Source organism: Exiguobacterium sp. s75 (genome assembly GCF_018617145.1).
Lineage (GTDB): Bacteria > Bacillota > Bacilli > Exiguobacteriales > Exiguobacteriaceae > Exiguobacterium > Exiguobacterium profundum.
Genome location: NZ_JACSJQ010000001.1, coordinates 100,943 through 123,865 on the forward strand (window position 1 = coordinate 100,943; position 22,923 = coordinate 123,865).

The 22,923-nt window shown below is 49.2% G+C and carries 25 protein-coding genes; 14 read left to right on the top strand and 11 right to left on the bottom strand.

The window, feature by feature from the left end:
* The first annotated feature begins 35 nt into the window (after positions 1-35).
* From yqeH to KNO68_RS00560, 7 genes are read left to right on the top strand one after another with little or no spacing between them, the layout of a single operon-like run.
* Positions 36-1,148 carry a ribosome biogenesis GTPase YqeH gene (gene yqeH, locus KNO68_RS00530; protein ID WP_015880995.1) on the top strand — a complete coding sequence of 371 codons (1,113 nt, stop codon included), beginning with the start codon at positions 36-38 and terminating at the stop codon, positions 1,146-1,148.
* On the top strand, positions 1,145-1,930 hold the full coding sequence (aroE, locus tag KNO68_RS00535; RefSeq protein ID WP_078146459.1) for a shikimate dehydrogenase: 786 nt from the start codon (positions 1,145-1,147) through the stop codon (positions 1,928-1,930). The genes yqeH and aroE overlap by 4 nt, the downstream gene beginning before the upstream one ends.
* 6 nt (positions 1,931-1,936) lie before the next feature.
* Positions 1,937-2,233, top strand: a complete 297-nt coding sequence (gene yhbY, locus KNO68_RS00540; RefSeq protein WP_015880997.1) for a ribosome assembly RNA-binding protein YhbY — start codon at positions 1,937-1,939, stop codon at positions 2,231-2,233.
* Positions 2,230-2,799, top strand: a complete 570-nt coding sequence (locus KNO68_RS00545) for a nicotinate-nucleotide adenylyltransferase (RefSeq protein ID WP_078146460.1) — start codon at positions 2,230-2,232, stop codon at positions 2,797-2,799. The genes yhbY and KNO68_RS00545 overlap by 4 nt, the downstream gene beginning before the upstream one ends.
* Positions 2,789-3,346 carry a bis(5'-nucleosyl)-tetraphosphatase (symmetrical) YqeK gene (gene yqeK, locus KNO68_RS00550; protein ID WP_078146461.1) on the top strand — a complete coding sequence of 186 codons (558 nt, stop codon included), beginning with the start codon at positions 2,789-2,791 and terminating at the stop codon, positions 3,344-3,346. Before KNO68_RS00545 ends, yqeK begins: the two co-directional genes overlap by 11 nt.
* A gap of 10 nt (positions 3,347-3,356) precedes the next feature.
* Positions 3,357-3,704: a ribosome silencing factor gene (gene rsfS / locus KNO68_RS00555; RefSeq protein ID WP_015881000.1), complete on the top strand. Its 348-nt coding sequence runs from the start codon at positions 3,357-3,359 to the stop codon at positions 3,702-3,704.
* Complete coding sequence (locus KNO68_RS00560; protein ID WP_078146462.1) at positions 3,704-4,429, top strand: class I SAM-dependent DNA methyltransferase; 726 nt, start codon at positions 3,704-3,706, stop codon at positions 4,427-4,429. Before rsfS ends, KNO68_RS00560 begins: the two co-directional genes overlap by 1 nt.
* A gap of 42 nt (positions 4,430-4,471) precedes the next feature.
* On the opposite strand, the gene KNO68_RS00565 is transcribed toward KNO68_RS00560, so the two are convergent.
* Together KNO68_RS00565 and KNO68_RS00570 are read right to left on the bottom strand one after the other, a co-directional pair.
* The gene (locus tag KNO68_RS00565; protein ID WP_215111905.1) at positions 4,472-5,020 is read right to left on the bottom strand and encodes a GrpB family protein; all 549 of its coding nucleotides are present in this window, start codon (positions 5,018-5,020) and stop codon (positions 4,472-4,474) included.
* Between the two features lie 103 nt (positions 5,021-5,123).
* Positions 5,124-5,537, bottom strand: coding sequence for a VOC family protein (locus KNO68_RS00570; protein ID WP_214685879.1), 414 nt, complete (start codon positions 5,535-5,537; stop codon positions 5,124-5,126).
* A gap of 152 nt (positions 5,538-5,689) precedes the next feature.
* Between KNO68_RS00570 and KNO68_RS00575 the strand changes: the two genes are divergently transcribed.
* On the top strand, positions 5,690-6,286 hold the full coding sequence (locus KNO68_RS00575; protein WP_078146465.1) for a DUF2238 domain-containing protein: 597 nt from the start codon (positions 5,690-5,692) through the stop codon (positions 6,284-6,286).
* A gap of 83 nt (positions 6,287-6,369) precedes the next feature.
* Positions 6,370-7,839, top strand: a complete 1,470-nt coding sequence (locus KNO68_RS00580; protein WP_078146466.1) for a catalase — start codon at positions 6,370-6,372, stop codon at positions 7,837-7,839.
* Positions 7,840-8,125: 286 nt separating this feature from the next.
* On the opposite strand, the gene tnpB is transcribed toward KNO68_RS00580, so the two are convergent.
* Positions 8,126-9,214, bottom strand: a complete 1,089-nt coding sequence (gene tnpB, locus KNO68_RS00585; protein ID WP_215111906.1) for an IS200/IS605 family element RNA-guided endonuclease TnpB — start codon at positions 9,212-9,214, stop codon at positions 8,126-8,128.
* Between the two features lie 414 nt (positions 9,215-9,628).
* The gene (locus tag KNO68_RS00590) at positions 9,629-10,522 is read right to left on the bottom strand and encodes a DNA/RNA non-specific endonuclease (protein WP_078146469.1); all 894 of its coding nucleotides are present in this window, start codon (positions 10,520-10,522) and stop codon (positions 9,629-9,631) included.
* Positions 10,523-10,692: 170 nt separating this feature from the next.
* On the opposite strand from KNO68_RS00590, the gene nfsA reads away from it, so the two are divergent.
* On the top strand, positions 10,693-11,442 hold the full coding sequence (gene nfsA, locus KNO68_RS00595; protein ID WP_078146470.1) for an oxygen-insensitive NADPH nitroreductase: 750 nt from the start codon (positions 10,693-10,695) through the stop codon (positions 11,440-11,442).
* Positions 11,443-11,483: 41 nt separating this feature from the next.
* Here nfsA and KNO68_RS15070 read toward each other — a convergent pair whose 3' ends face one another.
* The 3 genes from KNO68_RS15070 to KNO68_RS00610 all read right to left on the bottom strand — a co-directional run bounded on the left by KNO68_RS15070 (position 11,484) and on the right by KNO68_RS00610 (position 14,397).
* Positions 11,484-12,605: a TlpA family protein disulfide reductase gene (locus KNO68_RS15070; RefSeq protein WP_214814209.1), complete on the bottom strand. Its 1,122-nt coding sequence runs from the start codon at positions 12,603-12,605 to the stop codon at positions 11,484-11,486.
* Between the two features lie 66 nt (positions 12,606-12,671).
* Positions 12,672-14,072 carry an MBL fold metallo-hydrolase gene (locus KNO68_RS00605; RefSeq protein ID WP_214814206.1) on the bottom strand — a complete coding sequence of 467 codons (1,401 nt, stop codon included), beginning with the start codon at positions 14,070-14,072 and terminating at the stop codon, positions 12,672-12,674.
* Positions 14,073-14,100: 28 nt separating this feature from the next.
* Positions 14,101-14,397 carry a rhodanese-like domain-containing protein gene (locus KNO68_RS00610; RefSeq protein ID WP_015881009.1) on the bottom strand — a complete coding sequence of 99 codons (297 nt, stop codon included), beginning with the start codon at positions 14,395-14,397 and terminating at the stop codon, positions 14,101-14,103.
* Between the two features lie 115 nt (positions 14,398-14,512).
* On the opposite strand from KNO68_RS00610, the gene KNO68_RS00615 reads away from it, so the two are divergent.
* The gene (locus KNO68_RS00615) at positions 14,513-14,887 is read left to right on the top strand and encodes a rhodanese-like domain-containing protein (RefSeq protein WP_240499791.1); all 375 of its coding nucleotides are present in this window, start codon (positions 14,513-14,515) and stop codon (positions 14,885-14,887) included.
* A gap of 33 nt (positions 14,888-14,920) precedes the next feature.
* Positions 14,921-15,700, top strand: a complete 780-nt coding sequence (locus KNO68_RS00620) for a sulfite exporter TauE/SafE family protein (RefSeq protein ID WP_074037622.1) — start codon at positions 14,921-14,923, stop codon at positions 15,698-15,700.
* Between the two features lie 41 nt (positions 15,701-15,741).
* Here KNO68_RS00620 and KNO68_RS00625 read toward each other — a convergent pair whose 3' ends face one another.
* The 4 genes from KNO68_RS00625 to KNO68_RS00640 all read right to left on the bottom strand — a co-directional run bounded on the left by KNO68_RS00625 (position 15,742) and on the right by KNO68_RS00640 (position 18,304).
* Positions 15,742-15,942, bottom strand: a complete 201-nt coding sequence (locus KNO68_RS00625) for a hypothetical protein (protein WP_074037621.1) — start codon at positions 15,940-15,942, stop codon at positions 15,742-15,744.
* Positions 15,943-16,042: 100 nt separating this feature from the next.
* Positions 16,043-16,591 (bottom strand): cysteine hydrolase family protein, encoded by a 549-nt coding sequence (locus KNO68_RS00630; protein WP_215111907.1) that lies wholly within the window; start codon positions 16,589-16,591, stop codon positions 16,043-16,045.
* A gap of 65 nt (positions 16,592-16,656) precedes the next feature.
* Positions 16,657-17,394 carry an ABC transporter permease gene (locus KNO68_RS00635; RefSeq protein ID WP_047795575.1) on the bottom strand — a complete coding sequence of 246 codons (738 nt, stop codon included), beginning with the start codon at positions 17,392-17,394 and terminating at the stop codon, positions 16,657-16,659.
* A complete protein-coding gene (locus KNO68_RS00640; protein WP_074037619.1) occupies positions 17,372-18,304 on the bottom strand; it encodes an ABC transporter ATP-binding protein in 933 nt (310 codons plus the stop codon). Before KNO68_RS00640 ends, KNO68_RS00635 begins: the two co-directional genes overlap by 23 nt.
* 337 nt (positions 18,305-18,641) lie before the next feature.
* Between KNO68_RS00640 and KNO68_RS00645 the strand changes: the two genes are divergently transcribed.
* Both KNO68_RS00645 and odhB read left to right on the top strand, forming a co-directional pair.
* Positions 18,642-21,497 carry a 2-oxoglutarate dehydrogenase E1 component gene (locus KNO68_RS00645; RefSeq protein ID WP_015881016.1) on the top strand — a complete coding sequence of 952 codons (2,856 nt, stop codon included), beginning with the start codon at positions 18,642-18,644 and terminating at the stop codon, positions 21,495-21,497.
* A gap of 18 nt (positions 21,498-21,515) precedes the next feature.
* Positions 21,516-22,796, top strand: coding sequence for a 2-oxoglutarate dehydrogenase complex dihydrolipoyllysine-residue succinyltransferase (gene odhB / locus KNO68_RS00650; protein WP_214731778.1), 1,281 nt, complete (start codon positions 21,516-21,518; stop codon positions 22,794-22,796).
* Positions 22,797-22,923: the final 127 nt, after the last annotated feature.

Genomic DNA, 22,923 nt, shown 5'->3' on the forward strand with positions numbered 1-22,923 from the left:
AAGAAGGGGAAACCTGAACGGCAGTAAGTATAACTATGGAAGAAACAAAACGATATTGCGCTGGGTGCGGCGTAGCCATCCAAACGGAAGACCCGAACGGGGTCGGCTATGCACCGAAATCGGCACTTGACCGTGAGATTGTCATTTGCCAACGTTGCTTCAAATTGAAGCACTATAACCAAGTTCAAGATGTGGAGTTATCAGATGATGACTTCTTGCGCATCTTGAACGGTATCAGTTCAAAAGAAGCACTCGTTATCAAAATCGTCGACATTTTCGACTTCAATGGCAGTTGGCTTCCGGGTCTTCAACGCTCAGTCGGGTCGAACCCGGTACTGTTAGTCGGAAACAAGGTCGACTTGTTACCGAAGTCGGTCAACCCGAACCGGATGGCGAACTGGATGAAGGCAGAGGCAAAAGAACTCGGCTTGAACCCAATCGACGTTCATTTGATCAGTGCGAAAAAAGGACATGGCATCGATGAACTCGCTGAAAAGATTGAGTACTACCGCAAAGGCAAAGACGTCTTTGTCGTCGGTTGTACGAATGTCGGGAAGTCGACACTCATCAACCAGGTGATCAAACGTTTCGGTGAAGAGGATGAAGCCATCATCACCGTCAGTCATTTCCCGGGAACGACGCTTGACTTGATCGACATTCCGCTCGACGATGATGCGAACTTGTACGACACACCAGGAATCATCAACCGTCATCAAATGGCACACTATGTCGATGCGAAAGATTTGAAGACGATCACACCGAAGAAAGAAATCAAGCCGCACGTGTTCCAGTTGAATCCGCAACAGACGCTCTATTTCGGCGGATTGGCACGTTTAGATTATCTTGAAGGAAATAAGCGATCGTTCGTCATTTATATGTCGAATGAATTGAAAGCACACCGTACGAAACTCGAACGTGCCGATGAGCTCTATGACCAACATATTGGGAAGATGCTCAACCCGCCGAATGAGAAGACACTCGAAATCTTACCGCCACTCGTCCGTCATGAGTTCAGCTTACGAGACGGCGTGAAAACGGATATCGTGTTCAGTGGTCTCGGTTGGGTCGCGATTCACGGAAAAGGTGGTCGTATCGCAGCATGGGCTCCAAAAGGCGTCGCAGTCACACTTCGCGAGGCGCTCGTATGAATCTGGCCGTCATCGGTCACCCGATTGCTCATTCGCTCTCTCCCCAACTGCACGAGCAGTGGTTGAGGGCGTCTGGGCTTTTCGGGCGTTATGAGGCCATCGATGCCACACCAGATCAACTCCCAGCCTTATTTGCGGCAATGCGAGAAGGGGACTGGGATGGATTCAATGTCACGATTCCCTATAAAGAGGTGGTCGTTCGGTATCTCGATGACCTTGACGAAGCGGCGAAACATGCTGGAGCCGTCAATACGGTGTATAAACGAGACGGGCGACTTATCGGGACGAATACGGACGGGGCAGGTCTTGTCCAAGCGCTGATGCCATACACAGACTTTACAGGGCGTGTCCTGATTGTCGGTGCCGGAGGAGCGGCTCGTGGGATTGTCCAAGCTCTCCCGACGCGTGACGTGACGATTGTCAATCGAACAATGGAACGGGCAAAAGCGCTCGCCGACACGTTCGGAGTCGTCTACACGACGTTCGATGAGATGGACGTCTCTCGATATGATGTCATCATTCAGACCACTTCTGTCGGGATGGACGAGAGATCGACACCACTTTCATTAGAAGGATTACGACAAAACACGGTCATTTGTGATATCATATATCGTCCACTTGTCACCCCGATGCTTCAAGAAGCGAAACGTCGCGGAGCCAAAGTTGTGACAGGTGTAGCCATGTTCGTCGGGCAGGGCGCGCTCTCGTTCGAGAAATGGACGGGCGTGAAACCGGACGAAACCGTTGGGAAAAAGTTAATCGAAGGATTATTGGAGGAATAATATACTATGTTATCAGGTAAACAAAAACGCTTTTTACGCGCAGAAGCGCACCATCTTTCACCGATCTATCAAGTTGGGAAAAATGGAGTCAGCGAAGCGATGTGTAAAGATATCGCGGACGCACTCGAAAAACGTGAATTGATTAAGGTCCAAGTACTTCAAAACTGCATGGACACGCCGAAAGATGTCGCTGGCGAGTTAGCTGAAGGCACACAGGCTGAAGTCGTTCAAGTGATTGGAAAAGTCATCGTCTTGTACAAAGAGGCGACCGAGAAAGAAAATCGCCAAATCAAACTCCCATGAGCCGGATCGGCTTGATGGGCGGAACGTTCGACCCGCCGCATCTCGGACATCTGTTAATCGCGGAACAAGCGCGTGAACAGCTTGAACTTGATGAGGTGTGGTTCCTGCCGGCTGCGATTCCACCTCATAAGGTCGGGTTCAGCTCGGCAGACCACCGAATCGAGATGACGCGACGCGCCATACAAAATCAGTCCGACTTCAAGTTGAACTTGATTGAGTTTGAACGGAGTGAGCCGTCTTATACGGTCGAGACGATGAAACGGCTGATCGAACAGTATCCGAATGATGAATTCTACTTTTTGATTGGTGCCGATTCACTCGTTTCGCTCGAATCCTGGTATGACTATGAGACGCTCATCCGTCTTGTCACGTTCGGTGCGGTCGCACGGCCGGGGACACGTTATTTGATTCCGGAGAAGGCAGACGTCCGCGCGATTGACATGCCGCAACTCGAAATCTCATCGACGGACATCCGGGAACGGGCGAAACGAGGCAAATCCATCAAATATCTTGTCCCGACGCCAGTCGAGGAGTATGTGAAGGAGCATAAGTTGTATGACGTTTGAAGAAGCGCACGAGTTGATTAAACAGACGCTGCCAGAAAAACGCTATATCCATACGCTCGGTGTCGTCGAGACGGCGGAACGCATGGCGGTTCAATTCGGTGAAGAGGTCGAACATGCTCGTATTGCTGCGATGCTTCATGATTATGCGAAGTACTTTGACGTCGAAGAAATGCGTCGAGTCGTCGTGGAAGAAGGGTTAGACCCGAATCTACTTGAGTACGGGGACGAACTACTTCATGCGCCGGTCGGTGCGATTCTACTTTCCCGTCAATACGACCTGGATGACGCGGTGCTCTCGGCGATTCGAAATCATACGACGGGAGAGCCCGGGATGTCTCGGCTCGACCAAATTCTGTTCGTGGCTGATGCCATCGAACCGAATCGGGATTATCCCGGCGTCGACCGGTTGCGGGCAGAAGTGGAGCGTTCGCTCGAAGCGGCGGTTGTCGCGACACTGAAACAAACGATTGAATTTTTATTGAAGAAGTCGGTGCGTATTTTTCCACTGACGATTGAAACGTATAACGATTTTGTGAATATACCTTAGGAGGGTCAATATGACTGCAAGAGAAGAATTAGAATTGATTGTTAAAGCGGCTGACGATAAACGTGCCGAGGAAATCGTTGTACTCGACATGGAAGGGATTTCGCCAATCGCGGATTACTTCGTTATCTGTCACGGGAACTCGGAGAAGCAAGTCGAAGCGATCGCACGTGAAATCAAAGACGTTGCTGGCGAAAACGGCTTACCACTCCACAAGTTCGAAGGAATGGACACGGCACGTTGGGTCCTCGCTGACCTCGAGAACGTCGTCGTCCACATCTTCCATCGTGATGACCGTGATTACTACAACCTAGAGAAATTGTGGGCTGACGCGCCACACGTCGAAGTGGAAGTCGGCTAATGGCTTACGAAGGATTCGCCTATGTATACGACGAGTTGATGAAAGACGCGCCGTATGATGAGTGGGTCGCTTTCGTGCGTCGTCACGTCCAAGATGGCGCGACACTCGCGGATGTCGGGTGCGGGACCGGGTCGGCGACGATTCGCCTCGCTGAACATTACGATGTCATGGGGATCGACTTATCCGAGTCAATGCTCGAAGTCGCACAAGAAAAGGCGCTCGAGGTCGAAATCGAGTTGCCGCTTTGGGAACAAGATATGCGTGAGTTGGAGTTACCGGAACCGGTCGATGCGGTGACGATTCTCTGCGACTCCCTTTGCTATTTGCGAGACGAGGCGGACGTGATTGATACGTTTGAATCTGTCTACAATCAACTCAAACCAGGCGGCTTGTTCATCTTTGATGTCCATGCTCCGAACAAGATGCAGACGCTCTTCAACCAAAAGACGTATGCGTCAAACGGAGAAGATTGCTCATATATTTGGTTTGCCGACCCGGGAGAAGCCCCGCTGTCGGTCGTTCATGACTTAACATTCTTCGTCGCGCTTGAAGATGGGACGTATGAACGGATCGAGGAGACGCATGAACAACGGACATATGAACCAGGGCAGTATATGCAATGGTTGATTGGTGCCGGATTCCACGTCAAATCGGTCACATCAGATTTCACCGAACGTGCACCAGGAGCGGATGCGGAGCGCATCTTCTTCGTAGCCCAAAAATAAGGAAGACCTCATCGTAGATTAGCGATGGGGTCTTCATCTATATCAGGAGTTTAATGCCCGATTTATAAATTCAGCTTTAGCTTCAGTATATTTTTCTCTGTCCTCACGAAATTCAGTTGCTAATTGCTTTTTTAGAAGCCCGTACTCCTTCGCGAGTAAAGGAGATTCCCGTAACTTGTCTCGAAATTCAATCTGTTCTTCACACCGTTTTTCTGTGCCTTTCATGAGATGCAAATGAGCAACTCGTTTATCATTTTTCACTTTCACAAAAAATCTGCGCCAGGGCTTTCCATCCAATTCTGGTGGTACATAGTGCCAACCGTATGCGGTTAAAGTATCAACAATCGCATTCATCATGTCAAACGATTCGATACGAATCATCACATCTATAATTGGTTTTGCAGGTAGACCGGGAACCGCTGTACTACCTATATGTTCTGCTCCTTTAATATCAAACTTTGAAAGTAAGTCGGACAACTCTCTTGTTTCACGTAGACCTTGAGCTTTCCATTGCACATTGGCATCTTCTATTTCGATTGCTTCATATGCCCAAATAGGAATATTTAATTGTTCAGGATTCTCTTCTTTCATTAGTTTAGTTCATCTCCTTGAAAGTATTCTCTGTGGGGAAGCTAATCTTGAAAAGAATAAAAGACCTCATCATAAGAGAATGTGAATAAGATCTTTTGGATGATCATGCTTCGTGGCTGAACTGCCACTGGACGCCGAACTGGTCTTCGAGCATGCCGTACGCCTTGCTCCAAAACGTCTCTTGAAGCGGCATCAAGACACGTCCGTTCACAGAGAGCGCCTCGAACTCACGATGGATGGCCTCGAGGTCGTCTGTGACGACAGCGAGCGTGACATTGTCACCGAATGTGACCGGTCCGTCAGGCATCGCATCAGAAAACATGAGCGATGAGCCGTGAATCGATAGTCGGGTATGCAGCACGAGATTAGCCATTTCACTCGGCACCGGTTGACCGTCTGGACCAGGTTGGTCACCGAACGTCATGATGTCTGGAGCGGCGTGATTGAACACATCGGCATAGAAGTTCACGGCGTCTCGACAATTCCCATTAAAGTTGAGATACGGATTGATCGGCATAGCAAGTTCCACCTCGAATTCATAATATTAATTATAGAACGTATGTTCGTGAATGGCAAGAGAGTCCAACTAAATTCAATTGTGTGGTTGAACATGATTGAGAGTTGGGAATAGAGCATATAGAGAACAAACTAGAAAGAAGGCGAAGTATTATGAAGCTCACGAAAGGACGTATCCTCGAATTTGGATTCGTCTTGTTCATGGCAATCATACTCGTCACATCTATCATTGAAGAATTATGGTTCGATGCGAGTGTGGCGGGGGCCGGAATCATTTCCGGGCTCATCCCGTTCTTCATTGAAAAGACGTTTAAAACAGAACTTGACGGCAAGATGAAGGTGGCGTATATCCTGTTCTTGTTTGCCTCCCAGTATTTAGGCTCGATTGTCGGACTATACGGGAATGGTTGGTGGGACACGTTCCTTCATCTCTTAAGCGGAATTTTTCTCGCATTCCTTGGATTCGACTTCTTCAGTAGGCTCGATGATGACATTCGGACCGAGATCCCGAAACGATTTTTGTTCGTATACATTGTCGTCTTTTCCATGGCTGGGGCGGCACTTTGGGAAATGTATGAATTCACATCTGACGTCGTCCTGAACACGACGATGCAAGGGAACGGGAATGACGATACGATGGTCGACATCATCGCGGGGTCCCTAGGCGGTATCTTGGCAGCATTTTTCGTCGTGACGCTCCATCAACGTGAAAAATCCAAACAAAAGAGACATATGAAAAAAAGTTCGTGATTCACGAGCTTTTTATTTGTAATCATTCTAATCTTTAATTAATATCAAGATTGTAATGATTATAAATAATGGGAGGCAATCATATGGATCAACACCGTCAACTAACTACTAACCAAGGCGTACCAATCGGGGATAACGCCAACTCCATCACTGCGGGTCGTCGGGGCCCGACGCTTCTCGAAGACTACCAACTAATTGAGAAATTAGCGCATTTCGATCGTGAACGAGTACCAGAACGTGTCGTTCACGCGAGAGGCGCAGGGGCGCATGGTGTCTTCACTGTAAAAAATAGTATGAAACGCTATACGAAAGCCGCATTCTTGCAAGAAGAAGGGCAAGAGACGCCTGTGTTTGCGCGCTTCTCGACCGTCATCCACGGATTAGGTTCACCTGAGACGCTTCGTGACCCACGCGGTTTCGCCGTCAAGTTTTACACAGAAGAAGGGAACTATGATTTCGTCGGAAACAACTTACCGGTCTTCTTCATCCGTGACGCGATTAAATTCCCGGACGTGATTCACTCGCTCAAGCCGGACCCACAAACGAACCTTCAAGACCCGGACCGCTTCTTCGACTTCATGTCGCTCACACCTGAATCAACGAACATGCTCGTGCATCTCTTTAGTGACGAAGGCATTCCGGCATCGTATCGCCACATGCGCGGGTCATCCGTCCATTCCTTCAAGTGGGTGAATGAATTCGGCAACACGGTGTACATAAAGATGCGCTGGGTACCGAAGCAAGGAATTCAAAACTTGTCGATGGAAGAAGCGGCGAAAATCCAAGCAGAAGACTTCAACCATGCGACACGTGATCTGTTCAACGCCATTGAAAATGGAGACTATCCGGAATGGGATCTATATGTACAGATTCTCGACCCAGCGGATATGGACAACTTTGACTTCGACCCGCTCGATGCGACGAAAGATTGGTTCGAAGATGTCATCCCGTATCAATTGGTCGGAACGATGACCCTCAACAAAAATGTCGACAACTTCTTCGCCGAGACTGAGTCTGTCGGTTTCAACCCAGGCGTCCTCGTACCAGGGATCCAGCCGTCAGAAGACAAGATGCTCCAAGGACGACTCTTCTCGTATTCGGATACGCAGCGTTACCGCATCGGACCGAACTATCTCCAACTCCCAATCAACTGCCCATTCGCTCAAGTCGCGAACAACCAGCGTGACGGGGCGATGCCGTTCAAGCAACAGACGAGTCCGGTCAACTACGAGCCGAACCGTTACGAAGACGCGCCGAAGCCAAATGCGGACTATATCGAGACGCCGCAACCGATCACAGGCGTGACGGGTCGTCAGAAGATTGAGAAGACGAACGACTTCGGACAAGCCGGAGAGGTGTATCGTCGCTATTCTCAGGAAGAGAAGGATGCGCTCGTTCGTAACCTCGTGGCGCATATCAAAAAAGTTCGTCACGAGAAGACCGTTCTCCTCTTGATCTGCAACTTCTATCGTGCGGACCGTGAACTCGGAGAGCGTCTCTCGAAAGAGTTGAACATCGATCTCGCACCATTTTTGAATCAAATGTCGAACTAAACACGTAACCGCGGTCTTACACCGCGGTTTTTTGTATGATGAAAGGAAATATCAAAGTGAACACAAAAAAGCCCATGGCGACAATCATCTGTAGAATGCAGTTACCATAAACACATTCAGCCAAATGACTAGCCATGAGCTACACTTATTTGTATTTAGCGTCTTGTGAACTACTCACCACTTATTTGCTTCGCAAATTGAAGTGGGAGCTTCTTGGGAAGACCGTGCTCTTACCAGCCACGGTTATGGACCAAGCTCGTCGGGCAGTCCCTGCCCTGAATGGTTGTCAGTCGGCCAACATCAACAGGTTGATGCTCGCGTTGATGTCACGGTCATGATGCGCGCCACAGGCACACGTCCATTCACGGACATCCATCGCTTTCTTCTCGCCCTTTACTCCGCAAGTGGAACAGATTTGCGTCGATGCGAACCATTGGTCGGCCTTGATGAGCGTCCGTCCGTAGAACTTGCATTTGTATTCGAGTTGCCGGACGAACTCGTGCCAACTGACATCCCCGATGGACTTCGCGACCTTGTGGTTCTTCATCATGTCCTTCGATGTCAATGTCTCCACGACGATGACTTGGTTCTCGTCAACGATTCGTTTCGACAGTTTGTGAAGGAAATCTTTGCGTTGGTTGGCAATCTTTTCGTGTTTTTTAGCTAAAAGTAATTTGGCTTTTTCACGATTCTTGCTCCCAATCTTCTTTCGCGACAGCGCCCGCTGTGCCTTCTTGACCTTCGCTTCGGATTGTCGGAGAAAGCGAGGGTTGTCGATCTTCTCCGAGACCATCGCATCGTTCGTCATGACGGCGAAGTGTTTTAGACCGAGATCGATCCCGACCTTGTTCTCGGCTGGGATCCATGGTTCATCGTCCTGTTCGACGAGCAGGGAGACAAAGAACTTGCCTGTCTTGGTCATCGACACAGTCGCCGACCGGATGACGCCCTCGAACGGACGATGTTGGGTGAACCGCACGAACCCGGCCTTCGGCAGCCGAACCTTGCCCGCCTCGATGCGGATCGTGCCATGTTGGTTGTTCGTCATGTAGGAAGCGCGCGACCGCCATCTCGATTTGAAGGCCGGGAAGCCGCCCGTCCCGGCGAAGAACTTCGCGAACGCGGTGTCGAGGTTCAGCTTCGCGTTCGCGAGCGCGAGGCTGTCCGCCTCGGCGAGGAACGGGAACAGGGGCTTGTAGGATGCGGGTGTCGCCGGTTTCCGTCTCGTCCCGTCCCCCGCCTTCGCCTCCTCGCGGATGGCGATGCGGTCCTCGAGCAGCTTGTTGTAGATGAACCGGGCGCAGCCAATCGTCTTGATGAGGAACTCGGCCTGTGCCGGCGTCGGGTGGAGCCTGTATTTGTAGCCTTTCAGCATGTCCGTCCCTCCTCCCTCCAGCAGATCGTGATGTATCTTCCTCATCCGATACCCGCGAAGGGGGATGGAAAATCTGACGGAATCACGAACTTTTGTTCGTCCTATCTGTCACAAGGGGAAAAGATGTTTGGACCGGACGATTCATCTCCCACCTACGCTGGGCTACGCCCCGAGACGCTTAGAGGAGGGAGAATTATCGCCTACTTTTGTTAAAATAAATAATAGAGTCAATGAGAATCAAGACACCAGATAGAAGTCCCATTAGAACAATATAAACAAGTGTACGTTCTAGTAAAGGATTTGGCGCTTCTGTTATCCCGTTGCTATACGATATAACCTCTATCAAAAAAAGCGAGAACAAAGTAAAGAAAACACCTATAAATCCAATTTTATGCATATCATCTCTCCTAATAGTTATTCCCCGACCATCCCGTCACCGTCTCGGTCGTCCATATACTGGTACAACCAATGGTCACGCGTAATCGGCATCTCGAATCCGGCATTTTTGGCTTCTTTGATCGTCACTTGTCCATTTCCGTCAAGGTCGATATCGGATAATTCACGTTCCTCGACCGGCTCCGTCGTCACTGCAGGAGGGGAATCATCCGTCAATCCGAGCGATTCGTTCACTTCCTCCGGATCCACGTTATCATACGTATCGGTGACCGTATTGCCCCGTACGGTATACGTGTATTGGTAGCGGGAAGGAATCTGAGTCGTCGTGTTCGGATAGGTGATGATGGCTTCGAAGTCTTTCGCCCCGCCAGCCTTCCGGATGACATCTTCCATGAATGCCTGGTCGCCGTAACGGTTGAGTGCGCTGTTTTGTGGCGTGATGTTATAGGCGTTCGAGACACCGCCAAGTGAATCGGCGATGATATGGCCTTCGTCGAGGTTCGGGTCTTCGACACCCGGAACTTTTGCCTCGTCTGCATAATAGCGTCCTGAAGAATTAACGTCTTCGGTTTCATCGTCTTGAAGCGTGATTTCGTCGGCAATCACACGAACCAGTTGACCATGTTCGTTCGTGAACGCCCAATACTCACGATCGCCGAAGCCGATATCGACGACGACATTCGCTTCACGTGTGCCGGACTGATCGCCGCCATCGACCTCGATCTTCGTATAGCCTTCAAAAAGATCGCCTTCAGATTCAGGGATCTCGGTGGTTTGTTCCTCTTGTACAGGTTCCTCTTCAACTGTTTGCTCAGTTGACGTCGATGTCGGGACGCTCACATCGGCATCCGTACAACCGGAGAGGAGCAGCACCCCAAGCAGAAATGGAATGTAAAATGGTATTCTTTTCATCTATCTCGCTCCTTATTCGAAGTTACACTGTCGTATTTACTATGTAGCTTATAATGATAGCATAAGAAGACGAGATGTGAGCGTCCTCCCTCAAAATGTGCTCGATGGATTCCTCTCATTTGTGGATTCAGAGAGCTTATGCCAAGATTGAAAAAAAGGGGGAAGAACGTATGAACGAAGTGATTGAGACTTTATTGAACCACCGTTCCGTCCGCGATTTTACGGACGAGAAATTGACAGACAAACAAATCCAGACCATCGTCGAGAGCGCACAACGGGCATCGACGTCTAGCTTTATCCAAGCCTACTCCATCATCGGGGTGACCGATGAAGCGAAGAAGAAACGACTTGCCGAGATTGCGGGCAACCAGTCCTATGTCGTCGAGAACGGTCACTTCTTCGTTTTTTGTGCGGATTTGCACCGCCATGAAGTGATTGGTGAACTGCAAGAAACAGAAGTGTCCTCAACACTTGAGACTGATGAAAAGTTGCTTGTCGCGGTGATCGACGCTGCACTTGCCTCTCAAAATGCAGCAGTGGCGGCAGAGTCGATGGGGCTCGGAATTTGTTATATCGGTGGCATTCGGAACGACCTCTTTGCGGTGAAAGAAGTGCTCGTATTGCCGGAACGGGTCATTCCGCTCTTCGGGATGGCCGTCGGTGTACCGGCCTCAGTCGAGGATCAAAAACCACGCTTACCGTTCCAACATGTCTACCATGAAAATATGTATGAAGCGAATCCAGAACGGATGAAGCAGTCCCTTTCCGATTACGATGCGTTGATCCACGATTACTATATGGTCCGTGGCTCGAACCCGCGTAAAGATACGTGGACTGGTCAAATGGGGCGCATGTTGTCGAAATCGACACGGCTTGACGTCAAAGACTTTTTGAAAGCACAAGGCTATTTGAAGCAATAAGATAAACCGCCGACAACTCTTTGTCGGCGGTTTTGTCATGTTCAATTCAATTGGGCGTCGAGCCAATTCTTGTCGATGGCACCAAATTGCTTCGCGATGATCACACCCGATTCATCGAGCACATACGTCGTCGGCATCGCCTGAATCCGATACGCATCTCCAACTTGGCCGTCACGGTCATAGACGACGGTAAATGCGTCTTCATACGGTTCGACGAACGAGACGGCATCGGCGGGGTCGCGTTCACTCGTCGTCGTGTTGACGGCGACGATGGTCACGTCATCTCGCTCTTTCGCGAACGCCGCCATATCCGGCATCTCCGCCCGACAAGGCGGGCACCAGGACGCCCAAAAGTTGACGACGACGCGCTGACCACTTAGTGAAGTTAAGTCGAATGTACTCCCATCAGTTCGCTGTAATTCGAACGAAGGGGGAATTTGCCCGATGTTCAAACCGGTTGACGCCGTCTCTGTCGTGACAGATTGTGTCGCTTTCTCTGGCAGGACAGCATTCACGACCGCGAGAACGACCAGGACTCCGACACTAATTTGAATCACTTTCTTTGAAGGGCGGGCGAGATAGACCGTCAATCCGAAGAGAACGAGGGCGATGACAATTATCCACCATTGAATCTGTCCGACCGCATATGACTTAAATAGCCAGATGCCGGATGCACCGCATACTGTCCAAAGAATGTTTCCACGAGTCGGTTCATGCATCCAGCGCCACGTCGTTCCGAGTAGCAGAAAAATGAGCATGGCGCTCCATAGATGAATCGGCTGGTCGGAAAGGTTCAAAATCGTCCCGTATACTGGAACCGCGAGTGTCATTCCGAACCAAATGAGGAGTCCGCTCAGCACCCAATACCCTAAAAGGTTCCGGTCGAGTCGATAGACGAACCAAAGGACGACAGCAGCTGCAATCCATTGAGACCATACGCCTCCTGTGGCGTAAAGAGCGAGCGATAGGTCACGTGTCGTCAACAGACCGATGACGATGGCACTTCCTTTCCAGGCAAGAAAACCATAGAACCATGTCCCGATGACGGCTTCACGCTGTTTATTCGACAACCCGAGAAAGCGGAAGATGCCGTAAAGGACGGCAAGGCTTAGTAAAAAGATGAGTAAATCGAAACGAATGTTGAGTGGACCGATGGCGACCACGTCTTTCCCTCCTAAACAAAAGGCGCCCCTCTCGAAGCGGGCGCCATATTCATAGTCAGTATAGCATTACTTGATTTGTTGAGCGTTCAAGACAGTTTTCATCGCGCCATAGCCACCGAGGATATTGTGGATATCTTTGTAGCCGAGCGATTGAAGGACACTTGCCGCCATGCGTGAGCGGACGCCTGACGCACAATGCACCGCAATCGTTTGGTCTGTCGGAAGACCTTCGTGGTCACTTGCGAGCTTACCGAGCAAGATGCGCTCTGCCTTTTCGTAATGGCTCGCGTTCCATTCTGTCGCGTTTCGAACGTCGAGGACGAAGACGTCACCTTTTTCAGCAGCTTCGATTGCTTCTTCTGCCGTCACGTCCGTATACGTTTCCGTCAAAAGTGATGCGTCGAGCTCTTCGACTGGGACGATGAAGCGAAGGCGATCGAGACCGATTGATTGAAGGTCGGTCTGCACTTGATCGACGTCATCCGCACTTGCGATAAGTGTGATGTCTTTGTCGAAGTTGACGAGCCAGCCAGCCCACGAGACGAACTTGTTGTTGTACGGGATGTTGATTGTCCCTGGTACGTGTCCGTTCGCAAAGTCTTCTCCTTTACGCGTGTCGACGACTTGCGTCTCTTCGACGAGTGTATCGAGACGGTCCGACCCGATGACTTCAGGACGAGCGACTTCCGTCGTCACTTGGATACCTTCTTTGTTCACTTTTTTCATCATGGCAAAGTAGTTCGGTGGTTCGGGTTGATTCGTCGTCAACTCTTTGATGAAGGCATCTTTATCCGTCATTTGAAGCGCCCAGTTCGTCGCTTTCTCGTAACCGACCGTCGATGTTGGAATCGCGCCGAGCGCTTTCCCGCAAGCACTACCTGCACCGTGTCCTGGCCAGACTTGAACGAAGTCAGGAAGCGCCATGAACTTTTTGAGTGAATCAAACATTTGTTCCGCGCCGATTGCCGTCGTTCCTTTCACACCGGCCGCTTCTTCGAGAAGGTCAGGGCGACCGATATCCCCGACGAAGACGAAGTCTCCTGTGAAGATCCCCATCGGTTGTGTCTGGTTCCGGTCATAAAGGAGGAACGAGATATGTTCCGGTGTGTGACCCGGTGTGTGCATGACTTCAAGTGTCACGTTTCCGATTTTGAACGTGTCGCCTTCTTTGACGAGCTGTGCGTCAATTTCTTTCGCGAATGCATACTTCCAAGAAGCATCACCTTCGTCTGATAGGTAGGCTTTCGAACCTGTGCGCTTCGCGAGTTCGAGTGATCCCGATACAAAGTCCGCATGGATATGCGTCTCTGCCGTTGCGACGATGTTCATACCTTCTTTTTTCGCTTCTTGAAGATAAGGTTCGATGTTACGGGCCGGGTCGATGACGATGGCTTCTCCCGTCATTTGGCAACCGACCATATATGAAGCTTGTGCTAATTTTTCATCATAAAAATAACGTAATAGCATATCAATTTCCCCCTATGGATGTAATCGTTTATTCGACTTCGCCTTGCCAGCTCATCATCCCACCGTCGACGTTCGTGACATCGAATCCGAGTGAATCGAGATAGGCAGATGCGTTCATGCTGCGTCCGCCGGCTGCGCAAATGACGTGAATCGGTTTAGAGCGATCGAGCTCATCGACTTTTGCCCCGAATTCAGAAAGTGGTACGTTCTTCGCTTGTTTGATGTGACCTCCAGCATATTCGTCTACCTCTCGCACATCGATGAGGTTGAGTGAGTCGTCTGCTTGAAGTAACGCTTCTAATTCAGTAGTCGTAATCGTCTTCATGAGTCTGTGATCTCCTTTTCATGGTTAAGGTTTTTGGCAACGAGAATGTTTCGTTGGCTTTAATATACCCCCTAAGGTATAATGAGCGCAAGTGAAAAGAATTGGAGGGTAAAACATGAAGAGAATTTCCTTATTTGTCGGAGTTTTGGCTTTAATGGCGATTTTTATCTTTGTAATCACATCAGAAAAGGATGAAATTACGAGAATTGACGTTAAAACTCTACAAAACAAATTGGAAAACGAAGAAATAACACTCCTTGACGTACGAGAATCGTCTGAATACGAGGGGGGGCATATCGAAGGGGCGGTGAACGCATCACTTTCTTCATTAGATGCAAATCAACTGCCTTATCCGAAAGACGAACCAATCTATGTGATCTGTCGGAGCGGTAACCGAAGTGCCCAGGCTGCTAGTCAATTACAGGATGCCGGCTATACGGAAATCTATGACGTATCAGGCGGGATGATGGCCTGGGAATCGATTGAATAAGTAGAGAAGACGAGAGCAAATGGAGGAGTCTATATGGAGTTCGGGTTTATCATTACAATCTTTCTAATTGGATTTATCGGGTCGTTCATTTCTGGGATGGTCGGGATTGGTGGATCGATCATCAAGTATCCGATGTTGCTATACATTCCACCGATTCTAGGGTTCGCGGCTTTCAGCGCGCATGAAGTATCCGGAATCAGTGCGATTCAAGTGTTCTTTGCGACAATCGGCGGGATTTATGCTTATCGTAAAGGTGGATACTTAAACAAGCAGTTGATTCTTTACATGGGGGTGTCGGTATTAATTGGTAGCTTCATCGGTGGATACGGATCGACGATTCTTTCGGAAGTGATGATCAATGTCGTCTATGCCGTACTCGCAACGATTGCCACAATCATGATGTTCTTGCCGAAGCCACAAGTGGACGATATGCCACTCGACCAAGTCCGGTTCAACAAAGTGATCGCAGCAAGCTCTGCCTTCATTGTAGGAATCGCCGCAGGAATCGTCGGGGCAGCGGGGGCGTTCATTCTCATGCCGATCATGCTTGTCGTCTTACGCATCCCGACGAAGATGGCGATTGCGAGTTCTCTCGCCATCACCTTCATCTCGTCGATTGGCTCGACGTTCGGTAAAATCATCACCGATCAAATTGTCTGGGGTCCGGCCATCATTATGATTATCGCGAGCCTGATTGCCGCTCCAATCGGGGCGAATGTCGGGAAGAATATGAATACAAAAGCACTCCAATGGATTTTAGCGCTACTCATCTTGGCGAGTACCATCAAAATCTGGAGTGACTTGATTGCATAAAAAAATCACGATGCCTATATGCTGGCATCGTGATTTTTGTGTTATTTCGTAATGAAATAGTAGAGGAGTCCGAGTCCGATGAACGAGACAGGGAGCAAGATGATGTAGAGCCAAGATACCATCGACCAGCTCTTCTTTTGACTGTACGTGGAGCGGTCTTTCCCGAGCCCGACCATAATAGTGAAAATCATTGCAATCAAACAGACGAGCAAGGCTAATCCGATTGTTAGGTACAAAAACATCACACCCTTTACTGACCGTTATAACTTAAGAATAGCTTAGAAGAAGAGCTTCAAAACGTTCTAAATGTTAGGATTTTGTGACCGCGATGATTACTATAAATCACTTTTGAATGTGACTCATATATTCAGACACAGGAGATATTTCAATTCCCAGTGCTTCATCGATAATCGTCAAGGCACTTTCGTGACGTTTTGATGTTTCTGCCGCCACACAATCACGAGGTACATATATATCATAGTCACGCATATATGCATCATTGGCAGAAAAGAGGATACAAATATCCGTCGCGACTCCGGTTAAAATCAATTTCGTCACGTTTAACTGACGAAGTAAAATATCTAACTGAGTTCCAAAGAAAGTGGAGTGCCTTGGTTTTATAATAAAATACTCTTCATCTTCCGGTTCGATTTGCGAGGCAATATGTTCACCCTTAGAAGCCTTTACATACTCAATGATGTCTTCCGTGCTATCTTTCCATTGTCCGAAGTTATCATTACAATAAATGACGGGCAAGTCCGTCTCTTTAAAATGTTTTTTTAACTTGAGAATCGGATCAACAATCACTTGTGTATGCGTACGTAGCATGTCGCCACCATCAAAATCAAAATCATTGAACATATCAATAATGAGTAATGCTGTCTTAGACATAGAAATACCTCCTCACTATAAAACGCCTATAGCAAAGAGGTACCACTTTTTCATTTGAAGTATGCTTATTCAGCGAACGTTTTACTGCGGAACATAAATGCCGTGATGAGATAGAAGGCGATGATATGAAGGGCGACATAGAAAATCGAGAAGCCCATCGTAGCGTCCATCGCTTTCATAAACTCTGGGTTGACGTCATAGATGGAAAGGTCTGTATGCAAGAAGACAATCCATTTCGCAAGCTCAGGTTTCCAAGCGACGAGAAGACCGCCGATGATACTTGAGGCGAAGTTTGCGAGTACCGTGAAACCGATGACGACGCCGACCGACTTGAAGACGACCGAGAACATGAGCGTCAAGAAGATGATGAAGATCGGTCCGCTCACACTGATGAGGATCGGACGGACGACATCCCATGTGACAGAGCCGTCTAACGTGAGTGAGAACCCGAACGCGACGACCAAGATAAAGACGAATTGGAGCAACATGACGAGGACGGCCATGACGAGCTTCGACAATAAGATGCGGTCGCGAGAGTACGGGCTCATCAACAAGTGTTTCAACGTATCAAATTTCAATTCGTTCCCGACCATCTCGGCCGTAAAGACAATCGTAAAAATACTCAAGAAAGCGATGGCACCCATCGTTGAAAATTCAAAGAATGATGCCGCTTCTGGTGTACCTTCACCACTGGCCAATACAGCGTATACGATGAGGATGATTGCTGTATACACGCCTAGGGCGACGTATGGTTTAATCGTACGACGCCATTTCATCCATTCATTGCTGAGTAATGAACGCATTGTTCGTACCTCCTTCTTTTTTCGTCAATTTCAAGAATTGTTCTTCGAGTGACTCGTGTTTCATGCCAATTTGATAGACGGCGATATCGCGCTCGATTAATTGTTTCAGTAAGACCGGAATGTCTGTCTCTTGACGCGGTACGATAAACGACTCGGCAGACTGCTGGACGATTTTCACATCATCGAAGGCGAGTGCTGCGACGTCAAGCGCCTCGTTCATCTGCTCCTTGGCAACTTTACAGAGGATGACGCTGTCAGCCTTCGTCTGTCCGTCTTCCACTGACTTGATTTGTCCTTGGTCAATGATTGCGAAACGGTCGGTGATCAATTCCATCTCGCTCAATAAATGGCTCGAGATAAGGATGGCGATTCCGCGGTGGTCCGCAAGGTGGCGTAAGTAATTCCGAAGGTCGGCGATCCCGGCTGGGTCAAGACCGTTCGTAGGCTCGTCTAAGATGAGCACTTTTGGGTTATGCAACAAGGCACGGGCAATCCCGAGGCGCTGTTTCATCCCGAGTGAGTACTGTTTGACTTTCATATCGAGCTTTCCGTCGAGTCCGACGAGGGCACCGAGTGCATTCAAGTCGACTTTTTTCAAGTTCGGAATCAAGTTCATCGCATGAATCAAGTTTTCCCGGCCCGTCATGTACGGATAGAATGCAGGATTCTCGACGATGGCCCCGATTCGGCTGAGCGCTTCTTGGCGGTTGTTCGCCACGTCATACCCATCGACTGTCACGGTCCCGTGCGTCGCAGGCATGAGACCTGTGATGATTCGAATAGTTGTCGTCTTCCCGGCGCCGTTTGGTCCGAGGAATCCGAAAATTTCTCCTGGAACAACGTCAAAACTGACATTTGTCAATACCGTTGCTTTTCCCATCTTTTTATGGACATTTTGTACGGATAACATGTGGTCACCTAGCTTTCTGTTAAGAGTAATAGTGTAATGCCTACACTCCCTATTACGGGGCTGTTTGAAATAAGGTTTCATCTTTTTTTGAAATTGTTGAAACAAATACATCAAGACACAATTTATCGATAAGCAAAACTTATTGAAATAGTATGGACGAATTGTGAATTTGTAAGGGTCTTTCTGCGACGAAAGGTGTAGTATGAAGTTGAGCGTAAGAGGCAAGATTTGGTTTTGTTCACCAGGGTAGGAGAAAGGTGAACTGCTTCGGGCTACATGTTAAAATGAAAGCGTTCACAGATTGAACGTTTAGGAATGGATAAGGGGGATTTATTCAATGGGAGAGTCGTCGAATGTTCACGAGAAATCGCAAGCATTTTATGGTCCTAACTTAGGCTACATCATTGAACTGTACGAACAATATTTGGAAGACCCATCATCGGTCGATGAAGAAACGCGCCGATATTTTGACGAATTTGGGGCACCGGAAACGTCGACACCGACAGAAGTTCCAGTCTCGGGTCCATCGTTTGATTTAGAGAAGGTCGTTTCGGCGACACGGCTCATCAACGACATCCGTGCTTTCGGTCATAAAGCAGCTGATATTTATCCACTAAAAGACCATCCGCGCGAGCAGGAGTTATTCGAACTGTCACGCTATGATTTGACAGAAGAAGACTTAAAACAAATTCCAGCCCGCCTTTTATCAGATGATGCACCAAAACCAAACGCGAGCGCCTTGGAACTATTCCGTCACTTGCTTGACGTTTATACAGGAACGGTCGCCATCGAACTCCGTCACTTAGATGACATGGAAGAGAAGAAGTGGATTCGCCGTCAAGTCGAGCAAGGGGCGTTACAGCAAACCTTCTCGAAAGAAGAAAAAATTGAGTTATTCAAACGTTTGGCTGAAACAGAACTGTTTGAATCATTCCTTCATAAAACATACGTCGGACAAAAACGCTTCTCGATCGAAGGATTGGATGCGATGGTGCCACTTCTCGATGCGATGGTCGGAGGCCTCATTTCGAGCGGTTCGGAACATATCAACATCGGGATGGCCCACCGTGGACGTTTGAACGTACTTGCCCATGTTCTCGGCAAACCATACGAAATGATTTTTGCGGAGTTCCAGCACGCACCGAACAAAGAATTGATCCCATCTGAAGGGTCAATCGGCATCAACTTCGGTTGGTCAGGCGATGTGAAATATCACCTCGGTCTTGACCGGAAAGTGGTCGAACAGCAAAAAGAAGTCCGTCTCAACTTGGCGAACAACCCGAGTCACCTCGAGTTCGTCGGGTCGGTCGTCGAAGGATACACGCGTGCCGCACAAGATGACCGTTCTGAAAAAGGATCGGCTGTACAGCACGACGATTTGGCAGCCTCAATCTTGATCCACGGAGATGCGGCCTTCCCAGGACAAGGCATCGTCGCGGAGACACTCAACATGACAAACTTGACGGGTTACCGTACAGGTGGGACGGTTCACGTCATCGCCAACAACACAATCGGTTTCACAACGGACCCGAACGATTCACGGTCGACGCGTTACGCAAGTGATATCGCCAAAGGCTACGAGATTCCGGTCTTCCATGTGAATGCGGATGATCCGGAGGCATGTGTTGCCGTCGCGAAGTTGATCAGTGAGTATCGTGCCAAGTTCCATAAAGATATCTTGGTCGACTTGATCGGGTACCGCCGATACGGTCACAACGAAATGGACGAACCGATGAACACGAACCCGGTCCTTTACAAAGCCATCAAAGGACACCAGTCTGTCCGTCACGTCTATGCCGCACGACTTGAGGAAGAAGGCGTCATGACGAAAGATGAGAAGGCGCAAATCGAACAAAAAATCGAAGAGGCATTAAAGGCGGCACGTGATCTCGTTCCTTCTGAAGAAGAGGATGCAGACATCGTGTTACCGGATGCGGTCCATAAAGGATTCCCGAAAGTCGACACGAGCGTCGAACGAGAATTCCTCACGCAATTGAATGAAGAGTTATTGAACTGGCCGGAAGGCTTTGGTGTCTTCCATAAGCTTCAAAAAGTACTCGACCGTCGTCGTGATGCGTTCAGCGAAGGTGGAAAAATTGACTGGGGTCATGCGGAGACGCTCGCCTTCGCGTCAATTCTTTCAGATGGTACGCCGGTCCGCTTGAGCGGTCAAGATTCAGAGCGCGGAACGTTCGCCCAACGGAACATCATGTTGAACGATGTCGAGTCAGGTAAGAAATTCTCGCCACTCCATGAGTTGTCGACGGCGAAAGCATCGTTCTCGGTCTATAACAGCCCGCTCTCAGAAGGTTCGGTGCTTGGATTTGAATATGGCTACAACGTATTCGCACAAGATACACTCGTCCTGTGGGAAGCACAATACGGTGACTTCGCGAACTCGGCACAAGTCATGTTCGACCAGTTCATCTCGGCGGGACGCGCGAAATGGGGCCAAAAGTCAGGCCTCGTCATGCTCTTACCGCACGGTTACGAAGGACAAGGGCCGGAGCACTCAAGTGCACGTATGGAACGTTACTTGACACTTGCCGGGGAGAAAAACTGGACAGTCGCAAACCTTTCGTCTGCGGCACAGTACTTCCATATTCTTCGTCGTCAAGCAGAGATGCTCGGGAAAGAAGAGATTCGTCCGATGATCATCATGACACCGAAGAGTCTGCTTCGTCATCCGCTCGCCACGTCACCAGTCGAGGCGTTCACGGAAGAGAGCTTTAAACCAATCGTCGAACAACCAGGTCTCGGGGAAAACACAGAGAAAGTCGAACGTCTCGTCTTCTGCACAGGGAAAATGGCAATCGACCTCGCGGAAGCGGTCGGCAAGTCAGAAGAGTCACTCGACTTCTTGCATATCGTCCGGGTCGAAGAAATCTATCCGTTCCCGGTTCGTGAGATTCGTGACGTCATCAGCCGTTATCCGAACGCGCGTGAAATCGTCTGGGTTCAGGAAGAACCGAAAAACATGGGGGCTTGGACATATATCGAGCCTCGTTTAGAAGCGGTCACAACGAACCGACTCGATGTCCGTTATATCGGTCGTCGCCGTCGTTCGAGTCCGGCTGAAGGGAATCCGACAGCTCATAAACAAGAACAAGCACGCATCATCCGTGAAGCACTCTCTCGTGACGTCGTCTCGAGCGGTGCAGGCACGAGCACATATCAAAAAGATCGTAAATAAGTTAAGGGGGAACTCATTGTGATCGAAATCAAAGTACCGGAGTTAGCAGAGTCCATTACGGAAGGAACGGTCGCGACATGGCTCAAACAGCCAGGCGACCAAGTCGAAAAAGGTGAAGCCATCGTCGAGCTCGAGACAGATAAAGTCAATATCGAAGTCCCGGCTGACGAAGCGGGTGTGTTAGAAGAGCAACTTGCCGGAGAAGGGGACACGGTTCAAGTCGGTGAAGTCATCGCACGTCTCGGTTCAGGTTCTGGTGGCGGAACGGCTGTCGCGACGAAGACGAAGACGGAAAACGCGACAGAAACGAAAACAGAAGCACCGACTGAGAAAAAGACAGAGTCTATTGAAGAAGGCAAGAAAGTCGAGAAACGTGAAGAGCACGTGGCGAGCCCGGGTAAAGGACCAATCGCGACACCGGCTGCACGTAAACTCGCTCGTGAGAAAGGCATCGATCTCTCAGCCGTTCAAACGAATGATCCAATCGGGCGCATCAACGTCCATGATGTATCGAGACATGAAGAGAAACCGGCTGTGAAAGAGCAGAAACCAGCGGCGGCAGCTTCGGCACCACAACCAGCTGCAGCTGCAAATGGAAAAGAAGAAGAGCGCATCAAAATGACACGTCGCCGTCAGACGATTGCGAACCGTCTCGTTGAAGTGCAACAGACGGCAGCGATGCTCACGACGTTCAATGAAATCGACATGTCTGCGGTCATGGCACTTCGTAAACGTCGCCAAGAGAAGTTCGTGAAAGACAACGATGTCAAACTCGGCTTCATGTCATTCTTCACGAAAGCAGCAGTGGCGGCTCTCAAGCGGATGCCTTACTTGAACGCTGAGATCCAAGGTAACGAAATCGTCTTGAAGAAATATTATGACATCGGAATCGCCGTTTCGGCTCCAGATGGTCTCGTCGTTCCGGTCGTCCGTGAAGCGGACCGCAAAAACTTCGGGGAGATCGAGAAAGATATCCTTCACCTCGCGGACAAAGCGCGTAACAACAAACTCGGGTTGAGTGATTTGACAGGTGGTACGTTCACGATCACAAACGGTGGCGTGTTCGGTTCACTCCTCTCGACACCAATCTTGAACGGACCGCAAGTCGCTATCCTTGGGATGCACTCGATTCAACTCCGTCCAGTCGCCATCGATGCGGATACAATGGAGAACCGTCCGATGATGTACGTGGCACTCTCGTATGACCACCGAATCGTAGATGGTCGTGAGGCTGTGACATTCCTCAAGCACATTAAAGACATGATTGAAGATCCAGAACAATTATTGTTCGAAGCGTAAAACGAGAAGGTACTCGCTCCTATGTAGGGGCGAGTGTTTTTTTTGTAAGGTTATATTGAAACCCTTTTTATGGGATTTGTTGTTGGGTAAATATGTTATCCTTGATGGAGAATAGCTAGAAAAGGGT

What these genes read in the sequence shown, in the direction of transcription:
- yqeH (WP_015880995.1), top strand. Translation starts at nt 36, where the DNA reads ATGGAAGAAACAAAACGATATTGCGCTGGGTGCGGCGTAGCCATCCAA.
- aroE (WP_078146459.1), top strand. Translation starts at nt 1,145, where the DNA reads ATGAATCTGGCCGTCATCGGTCACCCGATTGCTCATTCGCTCTCTCCC.
- yhbY (WP_015880997.1), top strand. Translation starts at nt 1,937, where the DNA reads ATGTTATCAGGTAAACAAAAACGCTTTTTACGCGCAGAAGCGCACCAT.
- KNO68_RS00545 (WP_078146460.1), top strand. Translation starts at nt 2,230, where the DNA reads ATGAGCCGGATCGGCTTGATGGGCGGAACGTTCGACCCGCCGCATCTC.
- yqeK (WP_078146461.1), top strand. Translation starts at nt 2,789, where the DNA reads ATGACGTTTGAAGAAGCGCACGAGTTGATTAAACAGACGCTGCCAGAA.
- rsfS (WP_015881000.1), top strand. Translation starts at nt 3,357, where the DNA reads ATGACTGCAAGAGAAGAATTAGAATTGATTGTTAAAGCGGCTGACGAT.
- KNO68_RS00560 (WP_078146462.1), top strand. Translation starts at nt 3,704, where the DNA reads ATGGCTTACGAAGGATTCGCCTATGTATACGACGAGTTGATGAAAGAC.
- KNO68_RS00565 (WP_215111905.1), bottom strand. Translation starts at nt 5,020, where the DNA reads ATGAAAGAAGAGAATCCTGAACAATTAAATATTCCTATTTGGGCATAT.
- KNO68_RS00570 (WP_214685879.1), bottom strand. Translation starts at nt 5,537, where the DNA reads ATGCCGATCAATCCGTATCTCAACTTTAATGGGAATTGTCGAGACGCC.
- KNO68_RS00575 (WP_078146465.1), top strand. Translation starts at nt 5,690, where the DNA reads ATGAAGCTCACGAAAGGACGTATCCTCGAATTTGGATTCGTCTTGTTC.
- KNO68_RS00580 (WP_078146466.1), top strand. Translation starts at nt 6,370, where the DNA reads ATGGATCAACACCGTCAACTAACTACTAACCAAGGCGTACCAATCGGG.
- tnpB (WP_215111906.1), bottom strand. Translation starts at nt 9,214, where the DNA reads ATGCTGAAAGGCTACAAATACAGGCTCCACCCGACGCCGGCACAGGCC.
- KNO68_RS00590 (WP_078146469.1), bottom strand. Translation starts at nt 10,522, where the DNA reads ATGAAAAGAATACCATTTTACATTCCATTTCTGCTTGGGGTGCTGCTC.
- nfsA (WP_078146470.1), top strand. Translation starts at nt 10,693, where the DNA reads ATGAACGAAGTGATTGAGACTTTATTGAACCACCGTTCCGTCCGCGAT.
- KNO68_RS00605 (WP_214814206.1), bottom strand. Translation starts at nt 14,072, where the DNA reads ATGCTATTACGTTATTTTTATGATGAAAAATTAGCACAAGCTTCATAT.
- KNO68_RS00610 (WP_015881009.1), bottom strand. Translation starts at nt 14,397, where the DNA reads ATGAAGACGATTACGACTACTGAATTAGAAGCGTTACTTCAAGCAGAC.
- KNO68_RS00615 (WP_240499791.1), top strand. Translation starts at nt 14,513, where the DNA reads ATGAAGAGAATTTCCTTATTTGTCGGAGTTTTGGCTTTAATGGCGATT.
- KNO68_RS00620 (WP_074037622.1), top strand. Translation starts at nt 14,921, where the DNA reads ATGGAGTTCGGGTTTATCATTACAATCTTTCTAATTGGATTTATCGGG.
- KNO68_RS00625 (WP_074037621.1), bottom strand. Translation starts at nt 15,942, where the DNA reads ATGTTTTTGTACCTAACAATCGGATTAGCCTTGCTCGTCTGTTTGATT.
- KNO68_RS00630 (WP_215111907.1), bottom strand. Translation starts at nt 16,591, where the DNA reads ATGTCTAAGACAGCATTACTCATTATTGATATGTTCAATGATTTTGAT.
- KNO68_RS00635 (WP_047795575.1), bottom strand. Translation starts at nt 17,394, where the DNA reads ATGCGTTCATTACTCAGCAATGAATGGATGAAATGGCGTCGTACGATT.
- KNO68_RS00640 (WP_074037619.1), bottom strand. Translation starts at nt 18,304, where the DNA reads ATGTTATCCGTACAAAATGTCCATAAAAAGATGGGAAAAGCAACGGTA.
- KNO68_RS00645 (WP_015881016.1), top strand. Translation starts at nt 18,642, where the DNA reads ATGGGAGAGTCGTCGAATGTTCACGAGAAATCGCAAGCATTTTATGGT.